The following is a 24,094-nucleotide window of genomic DNA, read 5'->3' as shown; positions in this document are numbered from 1 at the left end:
GACAGTGATCATGAAAGATTACCATTGAAAATGATAAAAGTTCTTATTACAGACGATTCCGCCCTGACCAGGGAGGTAATCAAGGATATATTCCGGCTGACCAGCGATATCATCGTCGTCGGCGAAGCAGCAGACGGCACCGCCGCCGTTGAACTCACACAGAAGCTGAAGCCGGACCTGGTCCTGATGGATCTGATGATGCCGATCATGGACGGTTTGACCGCCATAGAGGAGATCATGGCCCATTCGCCGACGCCGATCCTGGTCCTTTCTGCCAGTCTCGGGGATCGGGACGTCAACAACGCCTTTGCCGCCATCAAAAGAGGAGCACTGGATGTCATGGCCAAGCCGGAAGGCTTCACCACCGACACCATTTCCCCCTGCTTCACCTCGGATATCATCGAAAAAGTCAGGATGCTGGCCCGGATCAAGGTAATCCGCCGCAGGCCTCCGACCAGACGTCGAGCAATGGTCGCTTCGGAATCCAAACCGGGGGAAACCCATCGAATACTGGCTATCGGTGCATCAACCGGCGGCCCCCAGGCAGTCATGAAGATAGTTCGGTCCCTTCCGGCCGGCTTCGATGCCAGCATCTTCATTGTCCAGCATATCGCCAGCGGCTTTGCCTATGGCTTTGCCCAATGGCTGAACCGGGAAAGCAACATTCCCGTCCGCCTGGCCAAGGATGGAGATGTGTTCCTGCCGGGGACGGCATTGGTCGCCCCCAGCAACTACCACATGACCGTTTCAGATGGTAAAATAAAACTGATAAAGGACCAGCCGGTCAACAGCTGCCGCCCTTCAATCGATGTGCTCTTTAAATCCCTTGCTCTCGAACATGGGGGCGCAGTCGTTGGTGTTCTTTTGTCCGGCATGGGCAAAGACGGGGCAGAGGGGCTGACTCAAATCCGGAAACAGGGAGGTATGACTATTGCCCAGGATGAAAAGAGCTGTGCTGTATTCGGCATGCCCAAGGCGGCTATCGCCATGGATGCCGTCGACATGATCGTACCTCTGGGTGATATTCCGCAGACCATTTCACGCTTGTTTGATGCAAGGAGCTGACCTCCATGGCAAAGAATAAAATACTTATCGTCGACGACAGCGAACTGGTGCTGATGATGGCCCGTGATGCCCTGGAAGAAGCAGGCTATAAAGTATTCTGCGCCCACAATGGCCTTGAAGCCAACGGCTATATTTTTTCTGCCGACAGGCCTGACCTCATCATCATGGATGTGATGCTGCCCATGCTCGAAGGGAACAAAAAGGTGAAGCTCCTCAAGGAAAAGGATTTCATCAGTCAGATCCCTATCCTGCTCCTCTCGTCGAAGAGCGAAGACGAACTTCGCCGCCTCACCGACGAATCGGGTGCCGACGGTTACATCAGCAAGCCGTTTTCCCCTGCCGGCATCGTCACCACAGTCAGGAACTTTCTCCCCTGACCCGTGACAGAGGTAAAATTTCTTCACTTCAACAGCAGGTTATGCTAGATTCACCGGTGCTTCAAATCGCTAAACTAAAGGATTTTCATGGGCTTGCGCGTCTATAATACCCTTTCGGGAAACAAAGAAGAGTTTGTCCCGGTCGAGCCGGGGAAGGTCAAGATGTATGTCTGCGGGGTCACAGTCTATGATCACTGCCACATCGGCCATGCCAGGGCAAATGTGGTTTTCGACGTCATCTACCGCTACTTCTGCCATCTTGGGCTGGATGTGACCTATGTGCGCAACTACACCGACATCGACGACAAGATCATCAACCGGGCCAATCGTGAAGGGGTGACCTATGACCTCATCTCTGAGCGGTTCATCAAGGAGTTTGACCGGGATATGGAACGGCTGGGCCTGAAGTTGCCCACCTGCCAGCCGAAGGCTACCGAGCATATCGACGAAATCATCTCCCTGGTGCAGACGCTCATCGACAAGGACTTTGCCTATCAGGCGGGGGGCGACGTCAACTTCTGCGTGGAGAAATTCGACTCATACCTGAAACTTTCCGGGCGCACCCTGGAGGACATGCAGGCCGGCGCCAGGATAGAGGTGGACGAGCGCAAGCGCCACCCCATGGATTTCGCCCTCTGGAAAGAGGCGAAGCCGGGCGAACCCTTCTGGGAGTCCCCCTGGGGGAAAGGCCGCCCCGGGTGGCACATTGAATGCTCAGCCATGAGCATGAAATATCTGGGGACAACCTTCGACATCCATGGCGGCGGCAAAGACCTGATCTTTCCCCACCATGAAAACGAAATCGCCCAGTCCGAAGCTGCCACCGGCAAGCCCTTCGTCAACTATTGGCTGCACAATGGCTTCGTCAACATAAACTCGGAAAAGATGAGCAAGTCACTGGGCAACTTCTTTACCATCAAAGAGGTGCTGGACCGGTATGACAATGAGGTGCTCCGCTTTTTCCTGCTTTCGGCCCACTACCGCTCGCCCATCGATTTTTCCGATCAGAACCTGACCGAGGCAGAGGCTGGGCTGGAAAGAATTTACAAAGCGCTGGCCGCAGTAGAGGAGACTCTGGCAGCTGGCAATGGCTGCACCGGAGCCCCAGTCGATGCATCATCATTGAATGAAGCCGAAGGGGAACTTTTCGACAAAACAACTTCCATTTCTGCCCGTTTCGGAGAGGCCATGGACGATGATTTCAATACCGCCCTGGCCATGGCCCACGTTTTCGACCTGGTGCGCTGCGTCAACCGCGTGCTGAGCGAAACAGCTGGAGCATCCGACAATATCTGCAGCCTCTGCACCCTGATAAAGGCCGAAGTGGCAAAGATCGCCGGCGTCCTCGGTATTTTTTCCTCTAAGCCGGCATCATTTCTGGAAAGGCTCAAAAGCCGCAAAGCAGGCAATCTTGATATCGCAGTCGATGAAATAGAACGCCTGATTGCCGAAAGGACGGCGGCAAGAAAGGCAAAGGATTTCAAACGAAGCGACGAAATTCGTGACCAGCTCGCGGCCAAAAACATCGTCCTTCTCGATTCACAACAGGGAACAACCTGGAGTGTAAAATAGCTGAGCCACGAGGTAAACCAGGAACCACCATAAAAGAAGGCCGCTTATGCGGCCTTCTTTTGTTCTACGGATTCCCTTTTATTCAGGCGGCTTTGCGGGCCATTTCCAAAGAGCCTAAACGCTCCTTGACAAGGTCCATTGCCTCTCTCATGATATCGGAAACGCTTCTGTTGGTGGTACTGACGATCTGCTCCAGGGTTTCCCTCTCTTCATCGCTGATCCTCATGGAAATTACGTTATAACGTGGATTCTCTCTCATTCTGCCCATGTTGTGTTCTCCTATAGTCAGTGTTTTAATTTTTACCGAAGATATTTTCTTCTTTGCCATATGCGTGCCAAAGAAGAAAATCATCAGGATGCTTCCACTAACCATTGGAAATTGCGCGCTTTCTTAACCACGCAGTGTCACTCTCATCTCACATATTGTATACATTTTGTGCCACTCTTGGCACATCAATTACAACCATGGACATTTTTGCACGTTGCAAGCTGGAAAACCAAAGCAAAGCGCAGGTTCTCAAACAGGATCATAAAATTACTAAAACTTGTGAAACCGCAACTGGTGTAGGTTAGTCAGCTCCCCGCCCCTTCAGGCCATGCTTGTCCAGCAGTCGATAAAAGCTCCTCCGGGGGATATTGGCAAGTTGTGCCGCTTTTGACACATTGCCGCCGGCATCTGCCAGATAGCGCTGGATAAGCTTCTTCTCCACTCTCATCACGTGCGGTTCGCGCTCCAGCTTGAACGATCTCAGGTCAGGCACATCATCGGCCTCTTCTGCATAGTTTTCGGCAAAAACCAGCGGCAGGTTGCCCAGCTTGATGATCTCATCGTGGGTAAGAACAGCAGCCCGCTCGATGACGTTCTGCATCTCCCTGATATTGCCGGGCCACGAGTACTGCATCATCGCCTTGACTGCCCGGTCTTCCAGGCCGATGATGCTCTTGTTCAACTTGTTGCGGGCCTTTTCCAGAAAATGGTGGGCCAGGAGAGGAATGGATTCGACCCGGCTGCGCAAAGGCGGCATGGTGATGGCGAAGACATTGAGCCGGTAGTAGAGATCCTCCCTGAACCAGCCGTCCCTGACTCCCGTTTCAAGCTCCTTATTGGTAGCGGCGATGAGGCGGACATCAACCTTCCTTGAGGTGGTTCCGCCGACCGGCCTCACCTCCCCCGAGTCGAGCACCCGCAAAAGCTCGGCCTGCAGTTTCGGCGTTATGTCGCCGATCTCGTCGAGAAAGATGGTCCCGCCGTCCGCTGCCTCGAACAGGCCCTTCTTGTCGATGATAGCCCCGGTAAAGGCGCCCTTTTTGTGGCCGAAGAGTTCGCTTTCCAGGAGCGAATCGGTAATGGTGGTACAGTTGACCGTCACCAGCGGCTTGTCGTTTCTCTTGCTGTAGCGGTGTATGGCCCTAGCTGTCAACTCCTTGCCGGTACCGGATTCTCCCCGGATCAGCACCGTTGTCGGCGTGGGGCCCACCTGCTTGATAAGATCCAGCACCTCTATGGTCCCTCCATCGTCACCGACGATGAATTCATCGCCATATTCCCGGTCCAGCTCCCTCCTGGCCAGCTCGTATTTCTCGATCAGCCGTCCGCGGTCTTCTACCAGCTGCTGCAGGGTATGGGGCAGACACATCTCCAGATCCGCCAGCCCTTGATAAACGGCAACCGCATACTCACGGCAGGTCCGGTACCCGCAGGCACGGCAGTTCAGTTCGTCCTTCTGGGTGAATTTGTTGGTGGCATGAAGGATCTTTTTGACGTCGCTCCCCTTCGGCACCTTCAGCCTGACGTATTTGCCGGTAAAGGAACGGGTGAGGGAAATCTGCTTTTGCTCCCCCTGGTAATGGGAAGCAGTGCGATAGGGAGCATCGTTTTTGAAATGGGCAATGATGAGGTTTCGTTTGTAGAACTCTGTCAGCTCTGATTTCTTGCCGGGGCCACCGATACAGCCGTCATAACAGAAACGTATATCGACAATACGCGGATTGATACGCCCTGCCGCCAGGTCCTTGATGATTCCCATGGCATTAACCTCTCCGGCAGCGGTGACGATTTCCGTATCAAGGGGGTCGGTGGCAATGGAAAAGGCCTTGAAGGTACCTTCCGCAATGGGAAACAACCTTCCCAGATGGGGCTCCAGACCGTCGAAGGCATCTTCCGCCAGAAGAGCCGGTAGAATTCCCCGCTTAAGGAAGATTTCTTCCATCTCCCGATAGGTAAGAACCATATCGATAGCGCCTTGGGTTTCCTCCGCCTGAATCTCGAATTTTGCTGCAATGCAGGAACTCAGGTAGACAACCTTCACTTCAGGACCATAGGCAGTTTTCAGAAAACGGCCAATCGCCACCATCGGCGAGATGACCCGCACCAGGTTCTTTATCAGGGTCGGGTAATGACGCTCGATGAGATCGACAATGGCCGGACAGTGTGAGGAAATCAGCACCTCGCTGCTTTTTTCCATGGCCTCGGCGTATCCGGCCGCTATGAGCTCGACCCCGGCTGCCCCCTCATGTACTTCGGCAAAGCCCAATTTTTTCAGGCCTGCTGCCAGCTGGCCGGCCGAAAAGGTATGAAAGAAGGCAGGAAAGGAACACCCCAGAACCGCAATGACAGGCTCCTCACCGGCCAGCAGGTTCTCCACGACCCCCACCTTGTCGGTAACAACCTTTGCATGCTGGGGGCAATTACTCAAGCAATTGCCGCAACCAATGCAGCGCTCGAAGATGATTTCAGTGAAGGTCTTTTCCACCTTGATCGCCTTTACCGGGCAACTGCGAACGCAGGAGTAGCACTTTCTGCATTTCTCGGTAAGGGTTATGATAGGTTCCATTTTGGTTTTCCGTGTAGGTGAATTTAGGTCTGAACAGCATAGACTAATCAGGAAAAATGTGCAAGAATTGGCACACCTTGAGACGATCCGGAATACAGGCAAAAAAACACCCTAGTGACTAGGAGGGCAAGTCAGCTAGGGCATAATGAGGATCTCACGACCCTCGCAACTCTTATCTTTGATTATAGTTTAACGCTCCACATGGATACATGCAAGTGCAAAAAAACTGGGCGCTGACCTGTTATTGCCCCGTCCCATTGCGGCCAGAACCCTTTGGTATAATAAAGAAACAGATGAACCGTTGTCCACAAATGCCCTATGGCAAATAATCCTGAGGGGGATCACCATGACCATTCGCCGTATTATCCATGTTTTACTGCTGATCTTTTCCATGATGCCGTCGTCTGTCTGCCTTTCAGCACCCATCCCCAGACTGCAAGGCCCACCCCTTGGCGAGCGCTGGTTCAGCATCAGTATGAATGGAGAACGGGTCGGTTTTGCCCACACCAATGTTCTTGAAACAGCCGACGGTTTTGAGCTGTTCAGCGAGGGGAGCGTGAAGCTCAAGGTCATGGCGGTATCAAGGGAGTCATCGTCCCGGGAAAATTACCGTGTGGGCAAGGACCTCGCCCTTAAGTCCTTCCAGGTGGAACAGACCATCGATGGCAGTCCCATGAAAGTAAAAGGTGTGGTGGAAGGCAAGGCGATCAAGGTGGTCATTGAATCGGCCGGTAACATGAAGAACAAGTCGCTCAAGGTGAAGAAAAAGATTTTGCCCCCGCCGGCCCTGAACTTTTATCCACCCATGCAAGGAGCGGTGCCGGGGAAAACGTATAACGTGCAGATGCTGGATGTGGAAGGGATAAAGGTCAAGGGTGTCGAAATCAAGGTAATCGGTCAGGAAACCCTCCCCGGAGGGGTCAAAGCCCTGCACGTGCAGAATGACCTTTACCCCTTCGTCGACAACGATATCTGGCTCGACCTCTCCGGAAATACCCTCAAGGAATCGGTCAGGGACGAGATGATCCTGACCAGGGCCGAAGATGCGCTCACGGTACAGAATTTCATAGCCGACGCGGCCATGGCAAGAAAAGATCTGATTCTGGACTTCAGCCTGATCAAGGTTGAGCCTCCGCTGAGCGATCCCGAAAAGCTGCAACGGATGGCGGCAACATTTTCCGGGTTTCCTCCTGAGTTCCCCCTGTACCGGGATGCCAGACAACAAGCAACCAGGGAAGAGGACGGCACCATTGCATTTAAGACGACCAAAGCGTTAACGGTAAAAAATGCCAATGGAACCCAGGACCAGTCAGCGCTCGGCACCTTTCTGGAAGCCACTGCAAGAATTCCTGTTGATAATGGGGAAATAGCGGCAAAGGCGAAAGAAATCGCCGCTGGAGAGCAGGACCGCCTGAAGATAGTCGAGAAGCTTACCCGCTGGATGGCGACAGAGGTGAAGGGACTCGCAATGGACAGCCGCCCTCCCCTTGAAACAATGAAAATAGGGGAAGGAAACAGCCAGTCCCACGCCCTCCTCTATGTTACGATGGCACGGGCCATGGGTATTCCCAGCCGCTTCGTCTCCGGGCTGGCATACATCAAGGGCAAAGGTTTTCTCTACCATTGCTGGGCGGAAAGCTATCTGGGTGAATGGCTGGCCGTGGACCCCACCTTCGGGCAACTGCCGGTGAACGCAAGCCACATCAAGCTGGTTGAGGGAGAAAGCCCGGAACAAATGGCCCTTGTTGGCAGTATCGTTGGCAAGCTGAAGGCCAGGGTGATTGAACAGCAGTACTGATCAGCGCTCCCGGAGCGTTTCCACGATCTCCCGCCGCGCCTCGCCGATGGTCAGCGGTATCCGGCCGAATGGGAGCAGGTCTTCGTGCTTGAGCCGGTGGATCAACTCGGCGATGTGTGGCAGCCTCAGCTTTACATTGGCCATCTCCTCGGGTGCCGTGAAGACCTCCTCCGGCACCCCACCCCTCACCAGCTTGCCCCTGCTGAGAATGTGCAGCCGGTGGAGAAAAATCGGCACCAGGTCAACACTGTGGGTAGCCATGACTATGGTCACGCCATTTTCCCGGTTCAGCCTGGTCAAAAGCTCCATCATCCGGTACTCGCCCATGGGGTCCAGCCCGGCCGTCGGCTCGTCCAGCAGGAGGATTTCATGTCCCATGGCCAGCAGACCGGCGATGCAGACCCTTTTTTTCTGGCCATAGCTCAGATGGTGAATACCCTTGCCGCCGAATTCGGACATTTCCACCGCCAATAATGCATCCGCGACCCGTCCTCTCACCTCGTTTTCGCCGCAGCCCATATTGCGGGGGCCGAAGGCCACATCTTCAGAGACGGTATGGGCAAAGAGCTGATCATCGGGGTTCTGGAAGACGAGCCCCATCTTGCGGTAGATATCCCTGGGGTGGAGCCGGTGCACCTCCTCCCCATCCAGAAGCACCCGCCCCTGGTAGTCCTTGATCAGGCCATCCATGATCTTCAGCAGTGTGGTCTTACCCGAGCCGTTGGCGCCGAGGATGCCGCAGAACTCGCCGCGGCCGATCTCGAGATGAATATCAGACAGTGCCACAGTCCCATCGGGATACTTGAAACTCTCCAGGCTCACGGAAATACGAACGTCGGTGCTAAACATTCCAGATAACTCCCAAAACAGCTACGACCAATAATGTTGCAGCCACCTCCCGCCCCCTGAACGGCTGCTGGCGAATGGGGGGCAGCGTGCCGTCGTAGCCCCGCTGGACCATGGCGGTGGTGATGGTCTGGCTGTTGTCGAAGGCCTTTATGACCATGGCGCCGGCAAGGGTGCCGAAAGAACGCAGCCCCTGGGGATAACCCGCATAACCCAGACGGTTCTTCTGGGCGTTGTATATCACCATGGCATCTTCAAAGAGAACGAACAGGTAACGCCAGGCAAACAGGGCCACCTCGATCACCCCCTGGGGCACCCGAAACCAGGCCAAGGCCGAAATCAGATCGGTAAAGGAGGTGGAAAAACCGAGGAGGGCAACCAGGGAAACTGCCCCCACGATCCGGCCGGCAATGAGCAACCCTTCGCCCAATCCGTCACTGTAGCCGATAAGATTAATTCCCCAGACAGACAGGGTAAAAAGGGGAACTGCACCGGTAGTGAACAGCTTGAGCAGGACGATCACCGCGGCAAAGAAAAGGGGCTGGGCAAAACGAAGCATCAGCAACCGTGGCCTCACCTTGAGGCTCAGACACAGGGCGATGGAAAGGGCGCTCAGCAGCAGGGGGAAAGCCGCCCCCCGGTAGCTGAGCACCATCGTCAGCAGGGCCAGTACCGCCAGAAGCTTGACCCGTGCATCATAGCGACTTAAGGGATGATCAGCGACCTGTATCTGTTGCAGGGTATGACGCATCAACCTTCCCCATGCCGGTCAGATTTCTCGCCCAACCGGCGCCAGTAATAACCGGCCACAAAACCTCCCGCAGCACCGGCTCCAAGAAAAAGAAAGAGCAGCAAATCTCCCTCTCCCGGATCGATGAGGGGTTCATGCACCTTGCGGCCATGCTCCACGGCAATTTTCTCGACCACCGTCTCATCCACCCCCACATAGGGGTGGGGCGCCAGGGTAAGGAAATAGAAGGCAAAGAGCAGTGTGGGCAACAGGATGATGTGCAACAGGATTATTCTATATCTGCGCTTTTTTCCAGGCATGGACGACCTCGCTTTCCTTCAGTACCCGCATCTTCACCAGCAGGTCCGGGCGCTTGCGCTGTAGCAGAGTAACCATGCCGGCGGTCATGGCTCCTTCCAGAATGCCCAGCGGCAACTGGGTAGGGATGAAGGCAAGGACGATTTTTGCCGCGAGCGGCCAGAAAGGCGCCGTCCCCCTGATGCCGGCAGCAAGCTCCATGGAGGTGGTCAGATAGGTGGCCCAGTCCGTAAAGAGACCACCGAAAAAAGCAGCTACGGCCAAGTTGACACTGATTTTACGCAGGCCCCGAAAGATTAGCCAGCCGGCAAAGGAGCCGGCCACCCCCATGGAAATAATGTCCGCCCCCAGGGTGGAAAGGCCGCCATGGGCAAGAAACAGTGCCTGGAGCAGAAGGGCCACGGCACTGATGACAACGCTGACCAAAGGCCCGACAAGGATAGCGGCAATGCCGGTTCCGCAGGGATGGGAACAGGTGCCGGCGGTGGGGACCGGGATGGGCATGCAGGAGACGATGAAGACAACAGCAGCCATCAGCCCCACCAGCGGTTTCATCGCCAGATCGGTTTTTGCCAGGTTATTCAGCTGACGCACGCCAAGGGCGACAAAAGGCGCCGCGGCCATGAACCAGAAGAGCGCCCAGTTCAGTGGCAGTAGCCCCTCACTGATGTGCATGGCATGGGCAGGGGCAGCAATAAGCTGCATTAAAATTGTAAATAACAGGATTTTTTTCATTATGAATCTCAAATCTTTTAGCCACGAATGTCACGAATTAACACGAATAGTCAAACCGAAGCACAACCACATATTTTTCTTTCACGCTTTGCTCTTATTCGTGAACTTTCGTGCTATTCGTGGCTGAATTTTTTCACCTCAGATCTTGTCTCCGCGCAAATCTCCGGCAAACAGCTTTCCCGCCCCGCGGGAGGCGCAGAAATCACCGCACATGGTGCAGGTGGCTTCATCTTCCGGCGTACGGCTGGCGCGGATCGCCCGGGCGTCCTCCGGATACAGAGCCAATTCGAACTGTTTCTCCCAGTTCAGGTCGCGACGGGCCTTGGACATCTCCATGTCCCGCTGTCGCCCCTTCTCCGGATACTTGTTCATGTCGCCGATATAGGCGGCGATCTTGGCTGCCTTCACACCCTGGCGTACATCCTCCTCGTTGGGGAGGGCCAAATGTTCGGCAGGGGTGATGTAACAGATGAGGTCAGCGCCGAAACGGCTCGATTGGGCGGCGCCGATGGCGGCGGTGATATGGTCGAAGCCCGGGGCCACATCGGTGGAGATGGGACCGAGCATGTAGTAGGGTGCGCCGCCGCTCATGCGTTTCTGCAGCTGAATGTTCCCCTCCACCTCGTCCAGGGGCACATGGCCCGGACCTTCGACCAGCATCTGACAGCCCATATCCCGGCCAATCTCTGCCAGCTCGCAGTTGATGAGCAACTCCTGGATTTGGGCGCGGTCGCTCGAATCATGGATCGCTCCGGCCCGGAGACCGTTGCCCAGAGAAAGCACCGTGTCGTACTTTTTCAGGATGGCAGTCACCCGATCGAACTTCTCGTAGAGGGGGTTCTCCCGGTTGTTGGCCAGCATCCATGCGACCATGGAGACCCCCCCTTTGGAGACCAGCCCGCCATAGCGGTATCCTTGTTTGCGCAGCCGCTCTATAGTGTAAAGGTTGATGCCACAGTGAACCGCCATGAACGCCATGCCGTCGGCGCATTGCTTCTCGATGAGGTCGAAAAGCATCTCCTCGTCCAGCTTGTTGGGATCGCCATACTTGCGGGCCGCTTCGCAAAAGGCCTGGTAGAGGGGAACATTTCCCACTGGCAGATCCACCGCAGCAATCACCTCCCGGCGCACCCGGTCCAGGTCTCCCCCGACCGACAGCTCCATCAGGGTATCGGCCCCCGATTCCTGGGCTGCCTTTGCCTTACGCACCTCGGCCGCGTAGTCGACAATATCGGAAGAAGTGCCGATTGAGGCATTTACCTTGGTGCGCAGTCCCTTGCCGATTCCCACCGCTTTCGGTTTCCGGCCGTGGTTCCAGGGGATGACGATCTTCCCCTCCGCCACCATCTGCCGCACGTATTCCGGTAAAAACCCTTCATCCTTTGCAACGGTGGCCATCTGGGTGCTGATGATGCCCTCACGGGCTAGTTCGATCTGGGTTCTCATGGTATCTCCTTGGTTGGGTCAGGAACAACTCCCATTGAATTTTCTGCAATTATCCGCAAATGCCGCCGCCAGTTCCGGACAGCTACCGAAATGCAGATGGATGTATGAGGCGAGGCAGTTTTTATAGCGGTAGCCTTCCGCTCCCAGCTCTGTTTCCAGCTTTCGCACCCGATAGAGGCGATCTATGCTTTCAGGCAGTTCAGCCATCTCTGAATAGTGGAATTCGTGTCCCCTGGTCGAAAGTCCCCTCTTGCCCAGTATGGAATCCTGCTGGGTGATAATTTCGCGGTAGCCAAGGGCTTTGCGGCGAGGCAGCATGCGGGTGGTCACGGGATAGATGCCGACAAAATCATGGATCGATCCGGCTTCGGTGTTGGTATCCATGACCCCTCTGGTCAGATAGATAAAGCCGCCGCATTCGGCATAAACCGGCATGTCCTTTTCGACCGCTGCGCGGATCGCCTCTTTCATGGGCGCATTTGCCGCGAGGCTCTCGGCAAAGATTTCCGGGTAGCCTCCCGGCAGGTAAATACCGCCGATGCCGACGGGAAGGGCACGGTCCCGCAGGGGGGAAAACTCGACGATTTCGCAGCCGGCCTCCCGCAGAAGCCGCAGGTTGTCTTCATAAACAAAGCAGAAGGCTTCGTCCCTGGCAACGGCAATGGGGACAAGGTTCCCGGCGCCTTGATCTTCCATTACATCGCCTGGCTTCCCAATATCATGTGAATGGGTGCAGGAAAGGTGGCAAAGAAAATCCACATCCAGGCAGCGCTCCACGGTCTCCACCAAATGCTGGAGAAAGCCGGGGGACAATGGGTTTTCCTCTGCCGTCAAGAGCCCCAAATGGCGGGAAGGGATATGCAGCCTTTCGTCACGGCCGATACAACCGAGGACCTTGACCCTCGGCAGGGCCGCGGCCATTGACTTCCTCAGCAGGAGGCCATGGTTGTCGCCGGCCACATTGTTGAAGATGACCGCCGCCAGATTCACCTGGGGGTCGAATTCGGCAAATCCCTTCACCAGAGCGGCTGCGCTTCCGGCCATGCGACCGGCGTCCACCACCAGGACAATCGGCGAGCCGGTCAACCGGGCGACCTGAGCCGTACTTCCCTCGTCGCCGTTTTCACCGATGCCGTCGAAGAGCCCCATCACCCCCTCGATTACGGCCATATCAGCTCCTGACCCATGGCTGGTAAAAGTTTCGCGGACAAAATCAGCCCCGCACATCCAGCCGTCCAGGTTGATGGAAGGCCGGCCGGCCACCAGCCGGTGATAGCCCGGATCGATGAAATCGGGGCCGACCTTGAAGGGGGCAATCTGCAGACCCCTTCGCCGAAGGCATGCCATGATGCCGAGGGTAATTGTGGTTTTGCCCGAGCCGCTTTGCGGCGCAGCAATGATGATCGATTTCATGCTATCCATTGACAAGCTTGACGACAGCCTTGCCGTCGGCATAATAATCGATGATATTGAAACCGCAGTAGCTCTGCTCGATATTGAAAAGTGAAGATAGAGGCGCCCCGATGGCATTGAGAAGGATCACCCTGTTGACGCCGCCGTGAGCCACTACCAGTACATCCTCCCCCTGATGGCGCTGTACGATATCTTTTATTACCGGCATCACCCGGTCATTCATGTCCTGGAGGCTCTCCCCCTGGGGCACCCGATAATTGACAATATCGTCCAGGCGCGCCTGCCATTCCACCGGATATTTCTCCATCAGCTCGGTCCAGGTCATCCGCTCCCAGATGCCGATATTCAGCTCCCGCAGATTGCTGTTTTTTACCGGCGTCACTCCCAGGTGTGTACCGAGCATCTCCGCCCCAATGACGCAGCGGGTCAGATCGCTGCAGTAGCAGGCCGAGATCCGCACATCGTCGAAGCGTCCTTTGAGTGACTGATACTGGGCGATGCCGAACTCCGACAGCCCCACATCGGCGTGGCCGTTGTAACGGCGGGTGTCGGCACCTTCCACCTCTCCGTGCCGGATCAGGTATACACGTGTCCTTCCTGTCAAAATCTTCCTCCTATGGCAACAAGTGTCATCAGACACAGGATTTCATTGAGTTCGCTGACACAGCCAATGGCATCGCCAGTAATGCCGCCAAGCTTTCGGTGAAACCAGGCTTTGGCCAGGCAGGTAAAAAGAGAGCATACTGCAGCACAGCCGATGCCCGGCAGCCCCAGCAACAGCCAGCCGGTAACAACGGTGAAAAACGCCGCAACCGCAACCTGCATGGAACCGGCCCCGCCGATGAATAGTGAGCCGAGTCCATCCTGCCTGGCTCTTTTCGAGCCGACCGTGAGCTGCACCTGGCTGAAGCGCGCCACCATGGGGAAAAACAGCAGTGTCTCCCATTTGTCGGTGGTAACGGCAAAAAGTGCCTGGTATTTCAGAAGCAGCGCCAGCACCAGGCCCACTACCCCAACGGCGCCGACCCGTGAATCCTTCATCACCGCCAGAAACCGCTCCCGTCCCCCTCTCGCCGCCAGACCGTCGCAGACATCCGCCAGGCCGTCCAGATGCAGGGCACCGGTCACCAATGCCAGGATGGCCACCAGAAGAAGATCGGCAACCGGTCGTGGCAGTGCCAAGGCAAGGAGATAGTCGCAGCCGGCCAGCAAAAGCCCCAGGGTAAGCCCCACCAGAGGGAAAAAGGACATGGAGCGCCCCAGGTCTTCCTCCCTGCAGCGGAAGGAAAAGGGGATGGGGATGATGGCCAGAAACTGCAGTGCGACGAAATAAAGCCGCAGCATTATTCTGAAGCTACCCCGGCCTCGGCAAAGGTGGCCATTTCCTTGTATATCTTCACCCCGGCTTCGATCAGCCCCATGGCCAGCGCGGCGCCGGTCCCTTCACCCAGCCTCAGCTGCAGGTCAAGGATCGGCTTCAGTCCGATGTGTTGCAGCATAAAACTGTGGCCGATCTCCACCGACTCATGGGCGGCGAACATGTAGTCTTTCACATGGGGATTGAGTTCGCTGGCGATGAGCGCCCCGGCAGTGGAGATGAAGCCATCGACGACGACCGGAATGCGATTGGCGGCTGCGCCAAGAATGAGCCCGGCGATGCCGGCTATCTCCAGCCCCCCCACCTTGGCCAGCACATCGATAGGGTCCTTCGGGTCGGGCTTGTTCACCGCCAGCCCCTGCTCGATGACGCGGATCTTGTTCTCCAGGGCAGCATCGTTGATACCGGTGCCCCGGTGGGTCACCTCCTTTACCGTCTTCCCCGAGATGGCGGCAATAATAGCCGACGACGGCGTAGTGTTGCCGATCCCCATCTCGCCGGTGCCGAGCATGGTCACGCCGGTTTTCTTGGCCTGCGCTGCCAGGCCAATCCCCACTTCCAGGGCCGCCACCGCTTGTTCCCTTGTCATGGCCGGACCTTGAGCCAGGTTGGCTGTGCCCCTTGCCACCTTGCGCACCACCAGTCCAGGCACCATGCCGAAATAGTAATCGACACCGATATCAACCACCCGCACCTCAGCCCCCACATGGCGGGCAAGGACATTGACCCCTGCCCCGCCATTGAGAAAGTTGAGCACCATCTGTTGGGTCACCTCTTTGGGATATAGCGAGATCCCCTCTTCAACGACACCGTGGTCGGCGGCAAAAGTATAAACAACCTTCGTCCCCAGCAGTTCCAAATCGGAATTCTCCGGATCGGCGATTATGGCCACATAACGTCTGGCAAATTCTTCCAGCCGCCCCAGAGACCCCGGAGGCTTGGTCTTGTTGTCCAGTACCACCTGGGCCTCCGCCAGCAGGGCTGGGTCCACCGCCTTGATCTGCTCCAGGGTGTCATCGATCAAACTCATGATTATCTCCTCCACATTTTGCATTTAATTTGTTCATTGTTTGAACGGAGCTGTCAGCCCTTCAGCTTGAGTGGCAAACCGCACATGGCCACGTGGACCTCGTCTGCCGCAGACGCCAGGATCTGGTTGGCTTCTCCGGCCAAGTCACGAAAGGTTCTGGCAAGGGCGTTCTCCGGGACGATCCCCGCCCCCACCTCGTTGGTGACAAGGACAAGCGGGGTTGCAAGATTGGGCAGGACGTCCGCCAGTTCCCTGACCTCGTCCAGCACCCGTCCCCTATCGTTGTGGGCAAAGAGCAGGTTGCTCAGCCAGAGGGTGACACAGTCGACCAATATTGCCTTGAAGTAGCCGTCATGGCCGACGATTACCTCTTTGAGAAGCAGCGGCTCCTCCATCGTCTGCCACATGGAGCCCCGTCTTTGTCGATGACGTGCAATCCGTTCCGCCATCTCGCCGTCGCCGGCCCTACCGGTGGCCACATAACCGAGTGGATCGCCGTAGGCAAGGGCCATTCCTTCGGCCAGGCGACTCTTGCCGCTTCTGGCACCTCCGGTGACAAGTACGATTCTGGACATGAAAAAACCCCGTCTCCTGGGAGGCGGGGTCGAAACCGTGGTATGACAAAAGGCTTCGGCTCCTCTCCTGCGGAGGATCCTTTTTCAGCGGTCAACCTGGCAGGTTTCCTGACTTACGGGTCACTTTACTTGCCGCGCCTTCCCGAATATCTCAGTGGCATCAAGCGGCTTTCATCACCGTTCACAGTTGCGGGACAGTGGAGGAATCGCACCTCCTTCCCTTTTAACGCCGTATCTACCGATACCGGCGCACCAAGTTAACTATTCAATTTTGAGGCTATTTTTTAGCAGAGCGCTGCCACAAAGTCAAACATTATGTCGCTTTGGGGGCTTCCCCGGCGGAGCCCGCCGTCTCCGCGGGCAACACCTCTTCTATCCTCCGCCAGATCAGGTCCTTCCCCTCCCTGTTCAGTGCCGAAAAGAAATTCAGCTCTTCGGTTTCAACCCCCAGGGTCTGGGCAATTATCCGCGACTGTTTTCCCCTTTCGTTTTTGGAAACCTTGTCGCACTTGGTAATGACCAGTATCGGTTTGATGGAGTATGCCTGCAGCCAGTGAAGCATCTGGATGTCCTCGGCAACAGGGGTCCTCCTAATATCCAGGATAAGGATGACCCCACGGAGATTGGCCCTTTTCGCCAGATAGTTCTCCATCATCGGTCCCCACTGTTTTTTCACTGCCAGCGGCACCTTGGCGAAGCCGTAACCGGGCAAGTCCACCAGGGTAAACTGGCCGTTGACGTCGAAGAAGTTGATAAGCTGGGTTCGCCCCGGCGTTGAGCTGGTGCGGACCAGACTCTTCCTGTTGACCAGGACATTTATCAGAGAAGATTTGCCCACGTTGGAGCGGCCGGCGAAGGCTATCTCCGGCAGGTCCCCCGGTGGATAATGGGCAGCCCTCGTGGCACTCTTGATGAATTCAACATATTTGATCAGCACTGAACCACCTGTTCTTTTTCGAGGGGGGCGTTTTTCCTACTTTTTGCGGCTAACAAGGTACGTAAAAGGGGAGGCTTTGTCAAAATAAAAGCTGAAGGGGTAAAGTATTGGCAACTGGTGCCGAAAAGTACACCCAGGACAGCAAAGTTAACGTTTAATCCTGGAGTGAGCCATGAATAAAGAGCTTGAAACTGCCATCATGACCGCAGGAGACCTGCCGACCATCCCGGTTGTAGCCACCAAAGTCATGCAGCTGATGGAAAGCGAGACTACTACCGCTGAAGAACTGGCAAGGGTAGTTGCCTCCGATCCCGCCGTTGCCGCCAGGGTGATCAAGATTTCCAACTCCTCCTTTTATGGATGCCAACGGCAGATACAGACCTTGTCGACGGCCATAGTCATTCTCGGCTTCAACACCTTGAAGAGCCTGGTGGTCGCCGCTTCCGTAAAGCAGGTCTACAAACCTTTCGGACTGACAGAAAAGATGCTGTGGGAGCATTCCTTTGCAGCCGGACTGGCAGCACGCATCATTGCCAGCAGCACCAGGGCCGCCAACGAGGAAGAGGCCTTTCTCGGCGGCCTTTTCCACGATATCGGCAAGATCATCATGAACTCCCTGGACAAGGACAAATTCCAGCAGGTGATGCAACGCTGCTATAATGAAGGGCTCACTTTTGAAGACGCTGAAGCCAGCATCTTCCCCTTCTGCCACGACGAAGTCGGCGCCTACGTGGTGAAGAAGTGGAATTTCCCCCTGGCCATGACCAACGCCATTCTTCAGCACCATAAGCTGCAGTTCGATGATCCTAATGATATCTATCAGATAAACCTGACAGCGGTTATCGCCCTCGCCGACATGTTTTGTCTCAAGCTTGGAATAGGTGAACGGGAACCTCAGGAATCCCTTGATCTGGCAGCATCCACCCCGGCATCCATGCTCAATCTCGATGAGACACGCATCGACATGCTGCTGAACCTCTTTACCGAAGCGTTTGAAAAGGACAAAAGTTATTTCGTAACCTGATCACTTTCGCCGGAAGCCTCCTCTGCACCTTCCTCGTCCGCACTACGCTGTCTTGCTTCATCGGATATGGAAATGCTGTCATGTGCCTCGACTTTTTGAACAAGATGCCCCTTTTTGCGCTCCCGCCCCGGCCCGTGCTTGTCGGCATCAATGCTGTACGCTGCCGGTATTTTCCCCACGCTGTATTCCATGAAACACCTCCCTGCAGCAAATAATCCCTTGATTCTCCATATCGGATTCAAGCCGTAGATTCTTTACCTTTTTAACCTGTTATGGACTTTTCCCATGGGACATACTCCTTGTTTACCACCATGCCCTGATGTATAATTTACCGGTTTAACCCAACCGCTGCACGGACCGCATAAACAGAAGGCACTATGATGAAACTCAATACCAAGCTGGTGGCAATGATGCTCACCCTTCTCGTCATCGCCACCTTGATTCTCTTCATCATGAATCAGTTCAGCCAGAACGATCTGGTGCAAGAGATGCAGGAAAGCTCCACCGAAGTATCCAAAGCCATCCAGATCAGTGTCGAGGATCTCACTTCGGAGGAAGAGAGCGAATCCTCCCGCCTCGAGGACTACTTTCAACAGGCCAGAAACAAGGGCATCAACGAAATAAACATCATCAGCAACGAAGGGGAGATTATCAACTCCTCCGACCCGGAAAAGGTCGGCAAAAAGCGTGAAATAAAAAAGCTGGAGAAAGGCCTTAAGGCCTCCCACAAAGGGAAGATCACCGGCGTTTCACCGTCCCTTCGCCCCTATGACCTGGTAGTCCCGGTCATTGTCGGCGACGAGCAACTGGGATATGTACAGATCAACCTGCTCCTGGACAATATCCGCGACATCCAGCACGCCAACTTCATCCGCCGTCTGGTTGCCACCTGCATGGTTTTTTCCTTCGGCATCCTCCTCACCTTTTTTCTGGCCAGAAGGTATACCACCCCTATCAACCGGCTGGCAGCCGGGGTAAAAAAGGTATCTGCGGGGGATCTGTCGGTGACCTTTCCCGTGGAAAGCAAGGATGAGATCGGCGAACTTGCCAAAAGTTTCAATGAGATGGTGGAAAAATTGCGGGAACGGGAAAACCTGGAAAAACGTCTCTACGAAGCGGAGCATCTCTCCAAGGTAGGACAGCTGGCCTCAGGCATCGCCCACGAAATCAGAAATCCACTCAACTACATCAGCCTTGCCATCGACCACCTGAAAAGCGAACTGCTCCCCACCTGCCCGGAGCGGAGCAAGGAGCTGGAGGCGATCACCGACAACATCAAGGAAGAGGTGCGCAAAGCCAATTACATGGTCCTGAATTTCATGAATTACGGCCGGCCACTGAAACTGCGCACCAGCGAGGTACGTTATGCCGATTTGATCGGCAAGGCGCTGCCTCTGCTACAGGACAAGCTTGACGAACAGCGTATCCGGGTGGCGATGGATATCCCGGCAGACCTGCCCGCCATGCAGGTGGATGCCGAACTGATGCGCAACTGCCTTTTCAATTTCATCACCAATGCGGCCCAAGCCATGCCCGAAGGGGGCACCATCACCCTTGGAGCAGCATTTGCCCCAGAGGAAAAGCGATTCATCCTCACCTTTGCCGACCAAGGAGCCGGCATCGCCGCAGGTGACATCGGCAAGATATTTCAGCCCTATTTCACCACCAAGGAAGCGGGAATAGGCCTGGGGCTCGCCATTACGGAAAGAATCGTCAGGGAACACGGCGGCGAACTCAGGGTGAACAGTACCGTGGGCAGCGGTACCACCTTTACCATGGTCCTGCCGGTGAAAAAACCCCAGAATGCGGGCTATGAACAAATTTAAGCGTCAGGCTCTTTTCAGGAGAACATATGTCGGGTAGCATTTTGATAGTAGACGATGAAAAGGGACAGCGAGATATTCTTACCGCCATTCTGCAGAAGCAGGGATATGCTACTGCAGCGGTGCCCGGTGCAAGGGAAGCGCTGGCAGAGCTTGCGGACAAGGAATTCGACCTTATTCTTACCGACCTGAAGATGCAAGGGATGTCGGGCATGGAACTCATGGAAACTCTGCTGACAGATAACAATCGCCAGTGCGTGGTCATGATGACTGCCCACGGCACCATCGACTCTGCCGTGGAAGCCATGAAGAAGGGAGCATTCGATTACCTGGAAAAGCCGCTGGAACGCGAGGACCTGCTTCTGACCGTCAAGCGGGCCTTCGAACATATAGGTCTTCTCCATGAAAACGCCGTGCTTCACAGAAAGCTGAAAGAAACCATGGCCATCTCCAACATGATCGGAGAACATCCGAAAATAAAGGAAGTGGCCCGCATCATCGGCAAAATCGCTCCCACCAGTTCCACCGTCCTTATCTATGGCGAATCAGGAACGGGCAAGGAACTGGTGGCCAAGGCCATTCACGATGGCAGCCCCCGCCGTGACAAACCATTTTTTGCCATCAACTGCGCCGCCATTCCCGACACCCTCATTGAAAGCGAACTCTTCGGCCATGAAAAAGGCTCCTTTACCGGCGCTGCCAGCCGGGAAATCGGTCTGTTGGAGGCTTCCCAAGGGGGCACCATATTTCTCGACGAAATCGGCGAGATGAATGTGGCCATGCAGGCAAAGCTCCTGCGCGCCATCCAGGAAAAGGAGATCCGGCGGGTGGGAGGAAAGGTCAATATTCCCATCGATGTCCGTATCATTTCGGCCACCAACCGGGATCTGGAAGCGGAGATCAAGAAAGGGAACTTTCGCGAGGACCTGTTCTACCGTCTGAACGTCATTCGGGTGACACTGCCGCCGCTCCGGGAGCGGGGTAACGATATCGCCACCCTGGCAGATTTCTTCCTCGAGAAGTACAGCGCCGCTTCCGGCATTGCCTTGAATGGCATATCGAAGCCGGCCTTGAAGATACTCATGAATTACAGCTGGCCGGGAAACGTCAGGCAGCTTGAATCGGTTATCGAGAGGGGGGTGCTCATGGCGGAATCGGACCAGATCCTGCCGGAGGACCTGCCTGCCGAAGTCCACGAAGAGATGGCCAATATCACCAAACTCCCTTTTGAATTTCCGCCACAGGGGATTTCCATCGAGGAACTGGAGCGGGATCTGATCATCAAAGCCATGGAACGGGCCGACGGCATCATCAGCAAGGCGGCGCCGCTTCTGGGAATGAGCTATAAGACACTCCAGTACCGCCTGGAGAAGTTCGGTATCGAAAGATCCTGAACCTGCTAAAATCCAAAAAACGCTGATGCCTTTAGAAGGGCTTTGAAGGAGTAACCACCATGAATTTCAGCAAAATCCTTCACCGTTTTACCGTTACTCCCTCGTTACCAAAGGAACTGGCCGGCCTCCAGCGTATCGCCTATAACCTGTGGTGGTGCTGGGAACCTGATGCCATCGAGCTTTTCACACGACTCGATCCGGAACTGTGGCGGGAAACCCGTCACAATCCGGTGGAGATGCTGGGCATCCTGCAGCAGACAACCCTGGAAATGCTCAAGGCCGACGAGGGCTTCATCTCCCATCTGGCCATGGTGGAAGACAAGCTCAAGGAATACCTGGCGGCAAAGACCTGGTACAGCAAGCTGCACCGGGAGGACGACGGTCTCCGCGTCGCCTACTTCTCCATGGAGTTCGGCCTGCACGAATCACTCCCCATATATTCTGGGGGGCTCGGCATTCTCGCCGGCGATCATCTCAAATCGGCCAGCGACCTGGGGCTCCCCCTGGTGGGGGTCGGGCTCCTCTACCGCCAGGGCTATTTCCGCCAGTACCTGAACATCGAGGGATGGCAGCAGGAATTTTATCCGGAAAACGATTTCTACAACCTGCCCCTGCACCTTGAACGCAAGGCCGATGGCACACCGCTCCTTCTTGAGCTGGACCTGGCGGGCAACCGGGTAAAGATCCAGATCTGGAGGGCTCAGGTTGGGCGCATCCCCCTTTACCTCCTTGATACCAACCTGGAGGAAAATTCCCCGGATGACCGGAACATCACCACCCGTCTCTACGGCGGCGATCAGGAAATGCGCATCAGGCAGGAGATTCTGCTCTCCATCGGCGGCGTCAGGGCACTGCACCTTCTGGGGATAGAACCACATGTCTGCCACATGAATGAAGGCCACGCCGCCTTTCTCTCCCTGGAGCGGACCCGCCTGCTCATGGAGGAACGCCGCCTCAAATTCAGCGAGGCCTGCGAAGCGGTAAAGGCCGGCACTGTCTTCACCACCCACACCCCGGTGGAAGCCGGAATCGACCACTTTCCCGCTGACCTGATCGATAAATACCTGGGACGCTACTACCGTGGCCTGGGACTGTCCAGGGAAGAATTTCTCTCCCTCGGACGGCAGAACGCCCGCAATCCCCACGAAATGTTCTGTATGGCAGTTCTGGCCCTGAAACTCACCGGTCACGCCAACGGCGTCAGCCAACTCCATGGCGAAGTCTCGCGGAAAATGTGGAAAAACGTCTGGCCGGATCTCCCCGAAGAACATCTGCCGCTTACCTCCATCACCAACGGCGTCCATAACAAAACCTGGCTTTCCCGAGAGATGGCCCGGCTGCTGATCCGTTATCTGGGCACCCGCTGGCTGGAAGACCCCACCGACGCCTCGGTCTGGCGCCGTGTTTCGCGCATACCCGACGGCGAGCTCTGGCGTACCCATAAACATGGTCGGGAGCATCTGGTGGATTACGCCCGCAAAAGGCTCAAGGAACAGCTCTGCCAGGTGGGTGCCACCGCCAAGGAAATCGCCGTTGCCGATGAAGTCCTCGATCCCGATATTCTCACCATCGGCTTTGCCCGCCGCTTCGCCACCTACAAGCGGGGTACGCTGCTGCTTCACGACGTGGAACGGCTGGCGCGTATCGTCAACAATTCCACCCGGCCGGTGCAGATCGTCTTTGCCGGCAAGGCGCATCCCGCCGATCACCAGGGTAAGGAACTCATCCGGCAGATCGTTCAGCTTTCCCATCAGGAGCGCTTCCGCCACCGCATCGTCTTTCTGGAGGATTATGACATGTCGGTGGCCCGCCACCTGGTACAGGGGGTGGATGTCTGGCTTAACACCCCGCTGCGTCCCCTGGAGGCGAGCGGCACCAGCGGCATGAAAGTCGCCTTCAACGGCGGCCTCAACATGAGCGTTCTCGATGGCTGGTGGTGTGAAGGATACCGGGGCAACAACGGCTGGGCCATCGGCAAGGGAGAAGTCTACGACGACCTTGAATATCAGAACGAGGTGGAAAGCAGAGCCATCTACGATCTGCTGGAGAAGGAGATCGTGCCCCTCTTCTACGATCGGGGCAGCGACGGCATTCCCCGTGGCTGGATCGCTTGCATGAAGGCATCGCTGCAGTCGCTCTGCCCCACCTTCAGCACCGACAGGATGGTGCAGCAGTACAGTGAAACCTTCTACTTTACCGCTTTTGAACAGTGGCAGATGCTGAACGAAAACAACTCGACGCTGGCCGTGGACCTGGCAAGGTGGAAGGAAAAGATGCACCGCCTCTGGCACCATGTGCGCATCGAGCAGGTGGAGGCGGAGATGAGCCAGGATATCCTGGCCGGGAGCAGCATTCCGCTGCGGGCGAAGATTTTCGTCGACGAGATTCCCCTGGATCAGCTGGCGGTGGATGCCTATTACGGCGTCCTCGATTCCCGCGGCGCCATCATAGGCGGTGAACTGGTGCCGCTTACACCCTCGGCACCGGACGGGGCCGGCGCCCACTATTTCAGCGGCCAGCTGGACTGCCGCTTCTGCGGCCGGCACGGCTTCATGCTGCGGGTCATGCCCAAACACCCGGTGTTGGGACCGATCTATGAGCCGAGTTTGCTTTTGTGGGGATAATGGTGATGACGTTCTATGTAGGCTGCAATGAGGCGATTGAGGGCATCAGGGGGAGGGGGATTTCCGGTCAGCGTATGATGGATTTATTCTTTCTGGTTTGATCGAGGATGTTTATCCGTGCATTGCACAATGGCCCGTGCTGACTCGGCATATATTTATCCAGACCGTGTCCACA

Annotated in this window: 22 protein-coding genes and 1 riboswitch; of the genes, 8 read left to right on the top strand and 14 right to left on the bottom strand. The window is 55.9% G+C overall.

Annotated elements, in window-relative coordinates; genetic code table 11:
• Positions 1–30 precede the first annotated feature (30 nt).
• From cheB to cysS, 3 genes are all read left to right on the top strand, one after another.
• Positions 31–1,065, top strand: coding sequence for a chemotaxis-specific protein-glutamate methyltransferase CheB (cheB, locus tag GEOB_RS02740; RefSeq protein ID WP_012645649.1), 1,035 nt, complete (start codon positions 31–33; stop codon positions 1,063–1,065).
• Between the two features lie 5 nt (positions 1,066–1,070).
• Positions 1,071–1,442 (top strand): response regulator transcription factor, encoded by a 372-nt coding sequence (locus GEOB_RS02735; RefSeq protein WP_012645648.1) that lies wholly within the window; start codon positions 1,071–1,073, stop codon positions 1,440–1,442.
• Between the two features lie 87 nt (positions 1,443–1,529).
• Positions 1,530–3,014 (top strand): cysteine--tRNA ligase, encoded by a 1,485-nt coding sequence (gene cysS / locus GEOB_RS02730; RefSeq protein ID WP_012645647.1) that lies wholly within the window; start codon positions 1,530–1,532, stop codon positions 3,012–3,014.
• Between the two features lie 82 nt (positions 3,015–3,096).
• Here cysS and GEOB_RS02725 read toward each other — a convergent pair whose 3' ends face one another.
• A complete protein-coding gene (locus tag GEOB_RS02725) occupies positions 3,097–3,282 on the bottom strand; it encodes a hydrogenase expression protein HypE (protein WP_041267297.1) in 186 nt (61 codons plus the stop codon).
• A gap of 301 nt (positions 3,283–3,583) precedes the next feature.
• A complete protein-coding gene (locus tag GEOB_RS02720; RefSeq protein ID WP_012645645.1) occupies positions 3,584–5,848 on the bottom strand; it encodes a sigma 54-interacting transcriptional regulator in 2,265 nt (754 codons plus the stop codon).
• A gap of 346 nt (positions 5,849–6,194) precedes the next feature.
• On the opposite strand from GEOB_RS02720, the gene GEOB_RS02715 reads away from it, so the two are divergent.
• Positions 6,195–7,646, top strand: a complete 1,452-nt coding sequence (locus GEOB_RS02715; protein WP_012645644.1) for a transglutaminase-like domain-containing protein — start codon at positions 6,195–6,197, stop codon at positions 7,644–7,646.
• Here the strand turns inward: GEOB_RS02715 and GEOB_RS02710 are convergent, their stop codons facing one another.
• The 11 genes from GEOB_RS02710 to yihA form a co-directional block, all read right to left on the bottom strand.
• Positions 7,647–8,495 carry an energy-coupling factor ABC transporter ATP-binding protein gene (locus tag GEOB_RS02710; protein WP_012645643.1) on the bottom strand — a complete coding sequence of 283 codons (849 nt, stop codon included), beginning with the start codon at positions 8,493–8,495 and terminating at the stop codon, positions 7,647–7,649.
• On the bottom strand, positions 8,488–9,243 hold the full coding sequence (gene cbiQ / locus GEOB_RS02705) for a cobalt ECF transporter T component CbiQ (protein ID WP_012645642.1): 756 nt from the start codon (positions 9,241–9,243) through the stop codon (positions 8,488–8,490). The genes GEOB_RS02710 and cbiQ overlap by 8 nt, the downstream gene beginning before the upstream one ends.
• Complete coding sequence (locus GEOB_RS20640) at positions 9,243–9,542, bottom strand: hypothetical protein (RefSeq protein WP_012645641.1); 300 nt, start codon at positions 9,540–9,542, stop codon at positions 9,243–9,245. The genes cbiQ and GEOB_RS20640 overlap by 1 nt, the downstream gene beginning before the upstream one ends.
• Positions 9,517–10,275, bottom strand: a complete 759-nt coding sequence (locus tag GEOB_RS02695; protein WP_012645640.1) for an energy-coupling factor ABC transporter permease — start codon at positions 10,273–10,275, stop codon at positions 9,517–9,519. The genes GEOB_RS20640 and GEOB_RS02695 overlap by 26 nt, the downstream gene beginning before the upstream one ends.
• 138 nt (positions 10,276–10,413) lie before the next feature.
• On the bottom strand, positions 10,414–11,721 hold the full coding sequence (gene thiC / locus GEOB_RS02690) for a phosphomethylpyrimidine synthase ThiC (RefSeq protein WP_012645639.1): 1,308 nt from the start codon (positions 11,719–11,721) through the stop codon (positions 10,414–10,416).
• 18 nt (positions 11,722–11,739) lie between these two features.
• Positions 11,740–13,134, bottom strand: coding sequence for a cobyrinate a,c-diamide synthase (locus GEOB_RS02685; protein ID WP_012645638.1), 1,395 nt, complete (start codon positions 13,132–13,134; stop codon positions 11,740–11,742).
• 1 nt (position 13,135) lies between these two features.
• Positions 13,136–13,738, bottom strand: coding sequence for an alpha-ribazole phosphatase (cobC, locus tag GEOB_RS02680; protein ID WP_012645637.1), 603 nt, complete (start codon positions 13,736–13,738; stop codon positions 13,136–13,138).
• Entirely contained in the window at positions 13,735–14,478 is a 744-nt protein-coding gene (cobS, locus tag GEOB_RS02675; RefSeq protein WP_012645636.1) for an adenosylcobinamide-GDP ribazoletransferase, read from the bottom strand. Before cobS ends, cobC begins: the two co-directional genes overlap by 4 nt.
• The gene (cobT, locus tag GEOB_RS02670; RefSeq protein ID WP_012645635.1) at positions 14,478–15,542 is read right to left on the bottom strand and encodes a nicotinate-nucleotide--dimethylbenzimidazole phosphoribosyltransferase; all 1,065 of its coding nucleotides are present in this window, start codon (positions 15,540–15,542) and stop codon (positions 14,478–14,480) included. Before cobT ends, cobS begins: the two co-directional genes overlap by 1 nt.
• Before the next feature lie 53 nt (positions 15,543–15,595).
• Complete coding sequence (gene cobU / locus GEOB_RS02665; protein WP_012645634.1) at positions 15,596–16,117, bottom strand: bifunctional adenosylcobinamide kinase/adenosylcobinamide-phosphate guanylyltransferase; 522 nt, start codon at positions 16,115–16,117, stop codon at positions 15,596–15,598.
• 81 nt (positions 16,118–16,198) lie between these two features.
• A riboswitch (cobalamin riboswitch) is annotated at positions 16,199–16,389 on the bottom strand.
• A 41-nt stretch (positions 16,390–16,430) separates the two neighbouring features.
• Entirely contained in the window at positions 16,431–17,054 is a 624-nt protein-coding gene (gene yihA / locus GEOB_RS02660; protein ID WP_012645633.1) for a ribosome biogenesis GTP-binding protein YihA/YsxC, read from the bottom strand.
• 172 nt (positions 17,055–17,226) lie between these two features.
• On the opposite strand from yihA, the gene GEOB_RS02655 reads away from it, so the two are divergent.
• Positions 17,227–18,078, top strand: a complete 852-nt coding sequence (locus tag GEOB_RS02655; protein WP_012645632.1) for an HDOD domain-containing protein — start codon at positions 17,227–17,229, stop codon at positions 18,076–18,078.
• Here GEOB_RS02655 and GEOB_RS02650 read toward each other — a convergent pair.
• Positions 18,063–18,269 (bottom strand): hypothetical protein, encoded by a 207-nt coding sequence (locus GEOB_RS02650; RefSeq protein WP_012645631.1) that lies wholly within the window; start codon positions 18,267–18,269, stop codon positions 18,063–18,065. The genes GEOB_RS02655 and GEOB_RS02650 overlap by 16 nt on opposite strands.
• Positions 18,270–18,458: 189 nt before the next feature.
• Between GEOB_RS02650 and GEOB_RS02645 the strand changes: the two genes are divergently transcribed.
• The 3 genes from GEOB_RS02645 to GEOB_RS02635 are packed head-to-tail and all read left to right on the top strand — an operon-like array spanning position 18,459 to position 23,919.
• Complete coding sequence (locus tag GEOB_RS02645; RefSeq protein ID WP_041267044.1) at positions 18,459–19,904, top strand: sensor histidine kinase; 1,446 nt, start codon at positions 18,459–18,461, stop codon at positions 19,902–19,904.
• Positions 19,905–19,930: 26 nt separating this feature from the next.
• Positions 19,931–21,295, top strand: coding sequence for a sigma-54-dependent transcriptional regulator (locus GEOB_RS02640; protein WP_012645629.1), 1,365 nt, complete (start codon positions 19,931–19,933; stop codon positions 21,293–21,295).
• A 59-nt stretch (positions 21,296–21,354) separates the two neighbouring features.
• Complete coding sequence (locus tag GEOB_RS02635; RefSeq protein ID WP_012645628.1) at positions 21,355–23,919, top strand: glycosyltransferase family 1 protein; 2,565 nt, start codon at positions 21,355–21,357, stop codon at positions 23,917–23,919.
• Positions 23,920–24,094: the final 175 nt, after the last annotated feature.

The organism is Geotalea daltonii FRC-32 (assembly GCF_000022265.1).
GTDB classification, from domain to species: domain Bacteria; phylum Desulfobacterota; class Desulfuromonadia; order Geobacterales; family Geobacteraceae; genus Geotalea; species Geotalea daltonii.
This window is presented reverse-complemented; position numbering and strand designations above follow the sequence as displayed.

Excerpts from the sequence above, each read along its gene's own strand:
- cheB (WP_012645649.1), top strand. The coding sequence starts at position 31 with ATGATAAAAGTTCTTATTACAGACGATTCCGCCCTGACCAGGGAGGTA.
- GEOB_RS02735 (WP_012645648.1), top strand. The coding sequence starts at position 1,071 with ATGGCAAAGAATAAAATACTTATCGTCGACGACAGCGAACTGGTGCTG.
- cysS (WP_012645647.1), top strand. The coding sequence starts at position 1,530 with ATGGGCTTGCGCGTCTATAATACCCTTTCGGGAAACAAAGAAGAGTTT.
- GEOB_RS02725 (WP_041267297.1), bottom strand. The coding sequence starts at position 3,282 with ATGGGCAGAATGAGAGAGAATCCACGTTATAACGTAATTTCCATGAGG.
- GEOB_RS02720 (WP_012645645.1), bottom strand. The coding sequence starts at position 5,848 with ATGGAACCTATCATAACCCTTACCGAGAAATGCAGAAAGTGCTACTCC.
- GEOB_RS02715 (WP_012645644.1), top strand. The coding sequence starts at position 6,195 with ATGACCATTCGCCGTATTATCCATGTTTTACTGCTGATCTTTTCCATG.
- GEOB_RS02710 (WP_012645643.1), bottom strand. The coding sequence starts at position 8,495 with ATGTTTAGCACCGACGTTCGTATTTCCGTGAGCCTGGAGAGTTTCAAG.
- cbiQ (WP_012645642.1), bottom strand. The coding sequence starts at position 9,243 with ATGCGTCATACCCTGCAACAGATACAGGTCGCTGATCATCCCTTAAGT.
- GEOB_RS20640 (WP_012645641.1), bottom strand. The coding sequence starts at position 9,542 with ATGCCTGGAAAAAAGCGCAGATATAGAATAATCCTGTTGCACATCATC.
- GEOB_RS02695 (WP_012645640.1), bottom strand. The coding sequence starts at position 10,275 with ATGAAAAAAATCCTGTTATTTACAATTTTAATGCAGCTTATTGCTGCC.
- thiC (WP_012645639.1), bottom strand. The coding sequence starts at position 11,721 with ATGAGAACCCAGATCGAACTAGCCCGTGAGGGCATCATCAGCACCCAG.
- GEOB_RS02685 (WP_012645638.1), bottom strand. The coding sequence starts at position 13,134 with ATGAAATCGATCATCATTGCTGCGCCGCAAAGCGGCTCGGGCAAAACC.
- cobS (WP_012645636.1), bottom strand. The coding sequence starts at position 14,478 with ATGCTGCGGCTTTATTTCGTCGCACTGCAGTTTCTGGCCATCATCCCC.
- cobT (WP_012645635.1), bottom strand. The coding sequence starts at position 15,542 with ATGAGTTTGATCGATGACACCCTGGAGCAGATCAAGGCGGTGGACCCA.
- cobU (WP_012645634.1), bottom strand. The coding sequence starts at position 16,117 with ATGTCCAGAATCGTACTTGTCACCGGAGGTGCCAGAAGCGGCAAGAGT.
- GEOB_RS02655 (WP_012645632.1), top strand. The coding sequence starts at position 17,227 with ATGAATAAAGAGCTTGAAACTGCCATCATGACCGCAGGAGACCTGCCG.
- GEOB_RS02650 (WP_012645631.1), bottom strand. The coding sequence starts at position 18,269 with ATGGAATACAGCGTGGGGAAAATACCGGCAGCGTACAGCATTGATGCC.
- GEOB_RS02645 (WP_041267044.1), top strand. The coding sequence starts at position 18,459 with ATGAAACTCAATACCAAGCTGGTGGCAATGATGCTCACCCTTCTCGTC.
- GEOB_RS02640 (WP_012645629.1), top strand. The coding sequence starts at position 19,931 with ATGTCGGGTAGCATTTTGATAGTAGACGATGAAAAGGGACAGCGAGAT.
- GEOB_RS02635 (WP_012645628.1), top strand. The coding sequence starts at position 21,355 with ATGAATTTCAGCAAAATCCTTCACCGTTTTACCGTTACTCCCTCGTTA.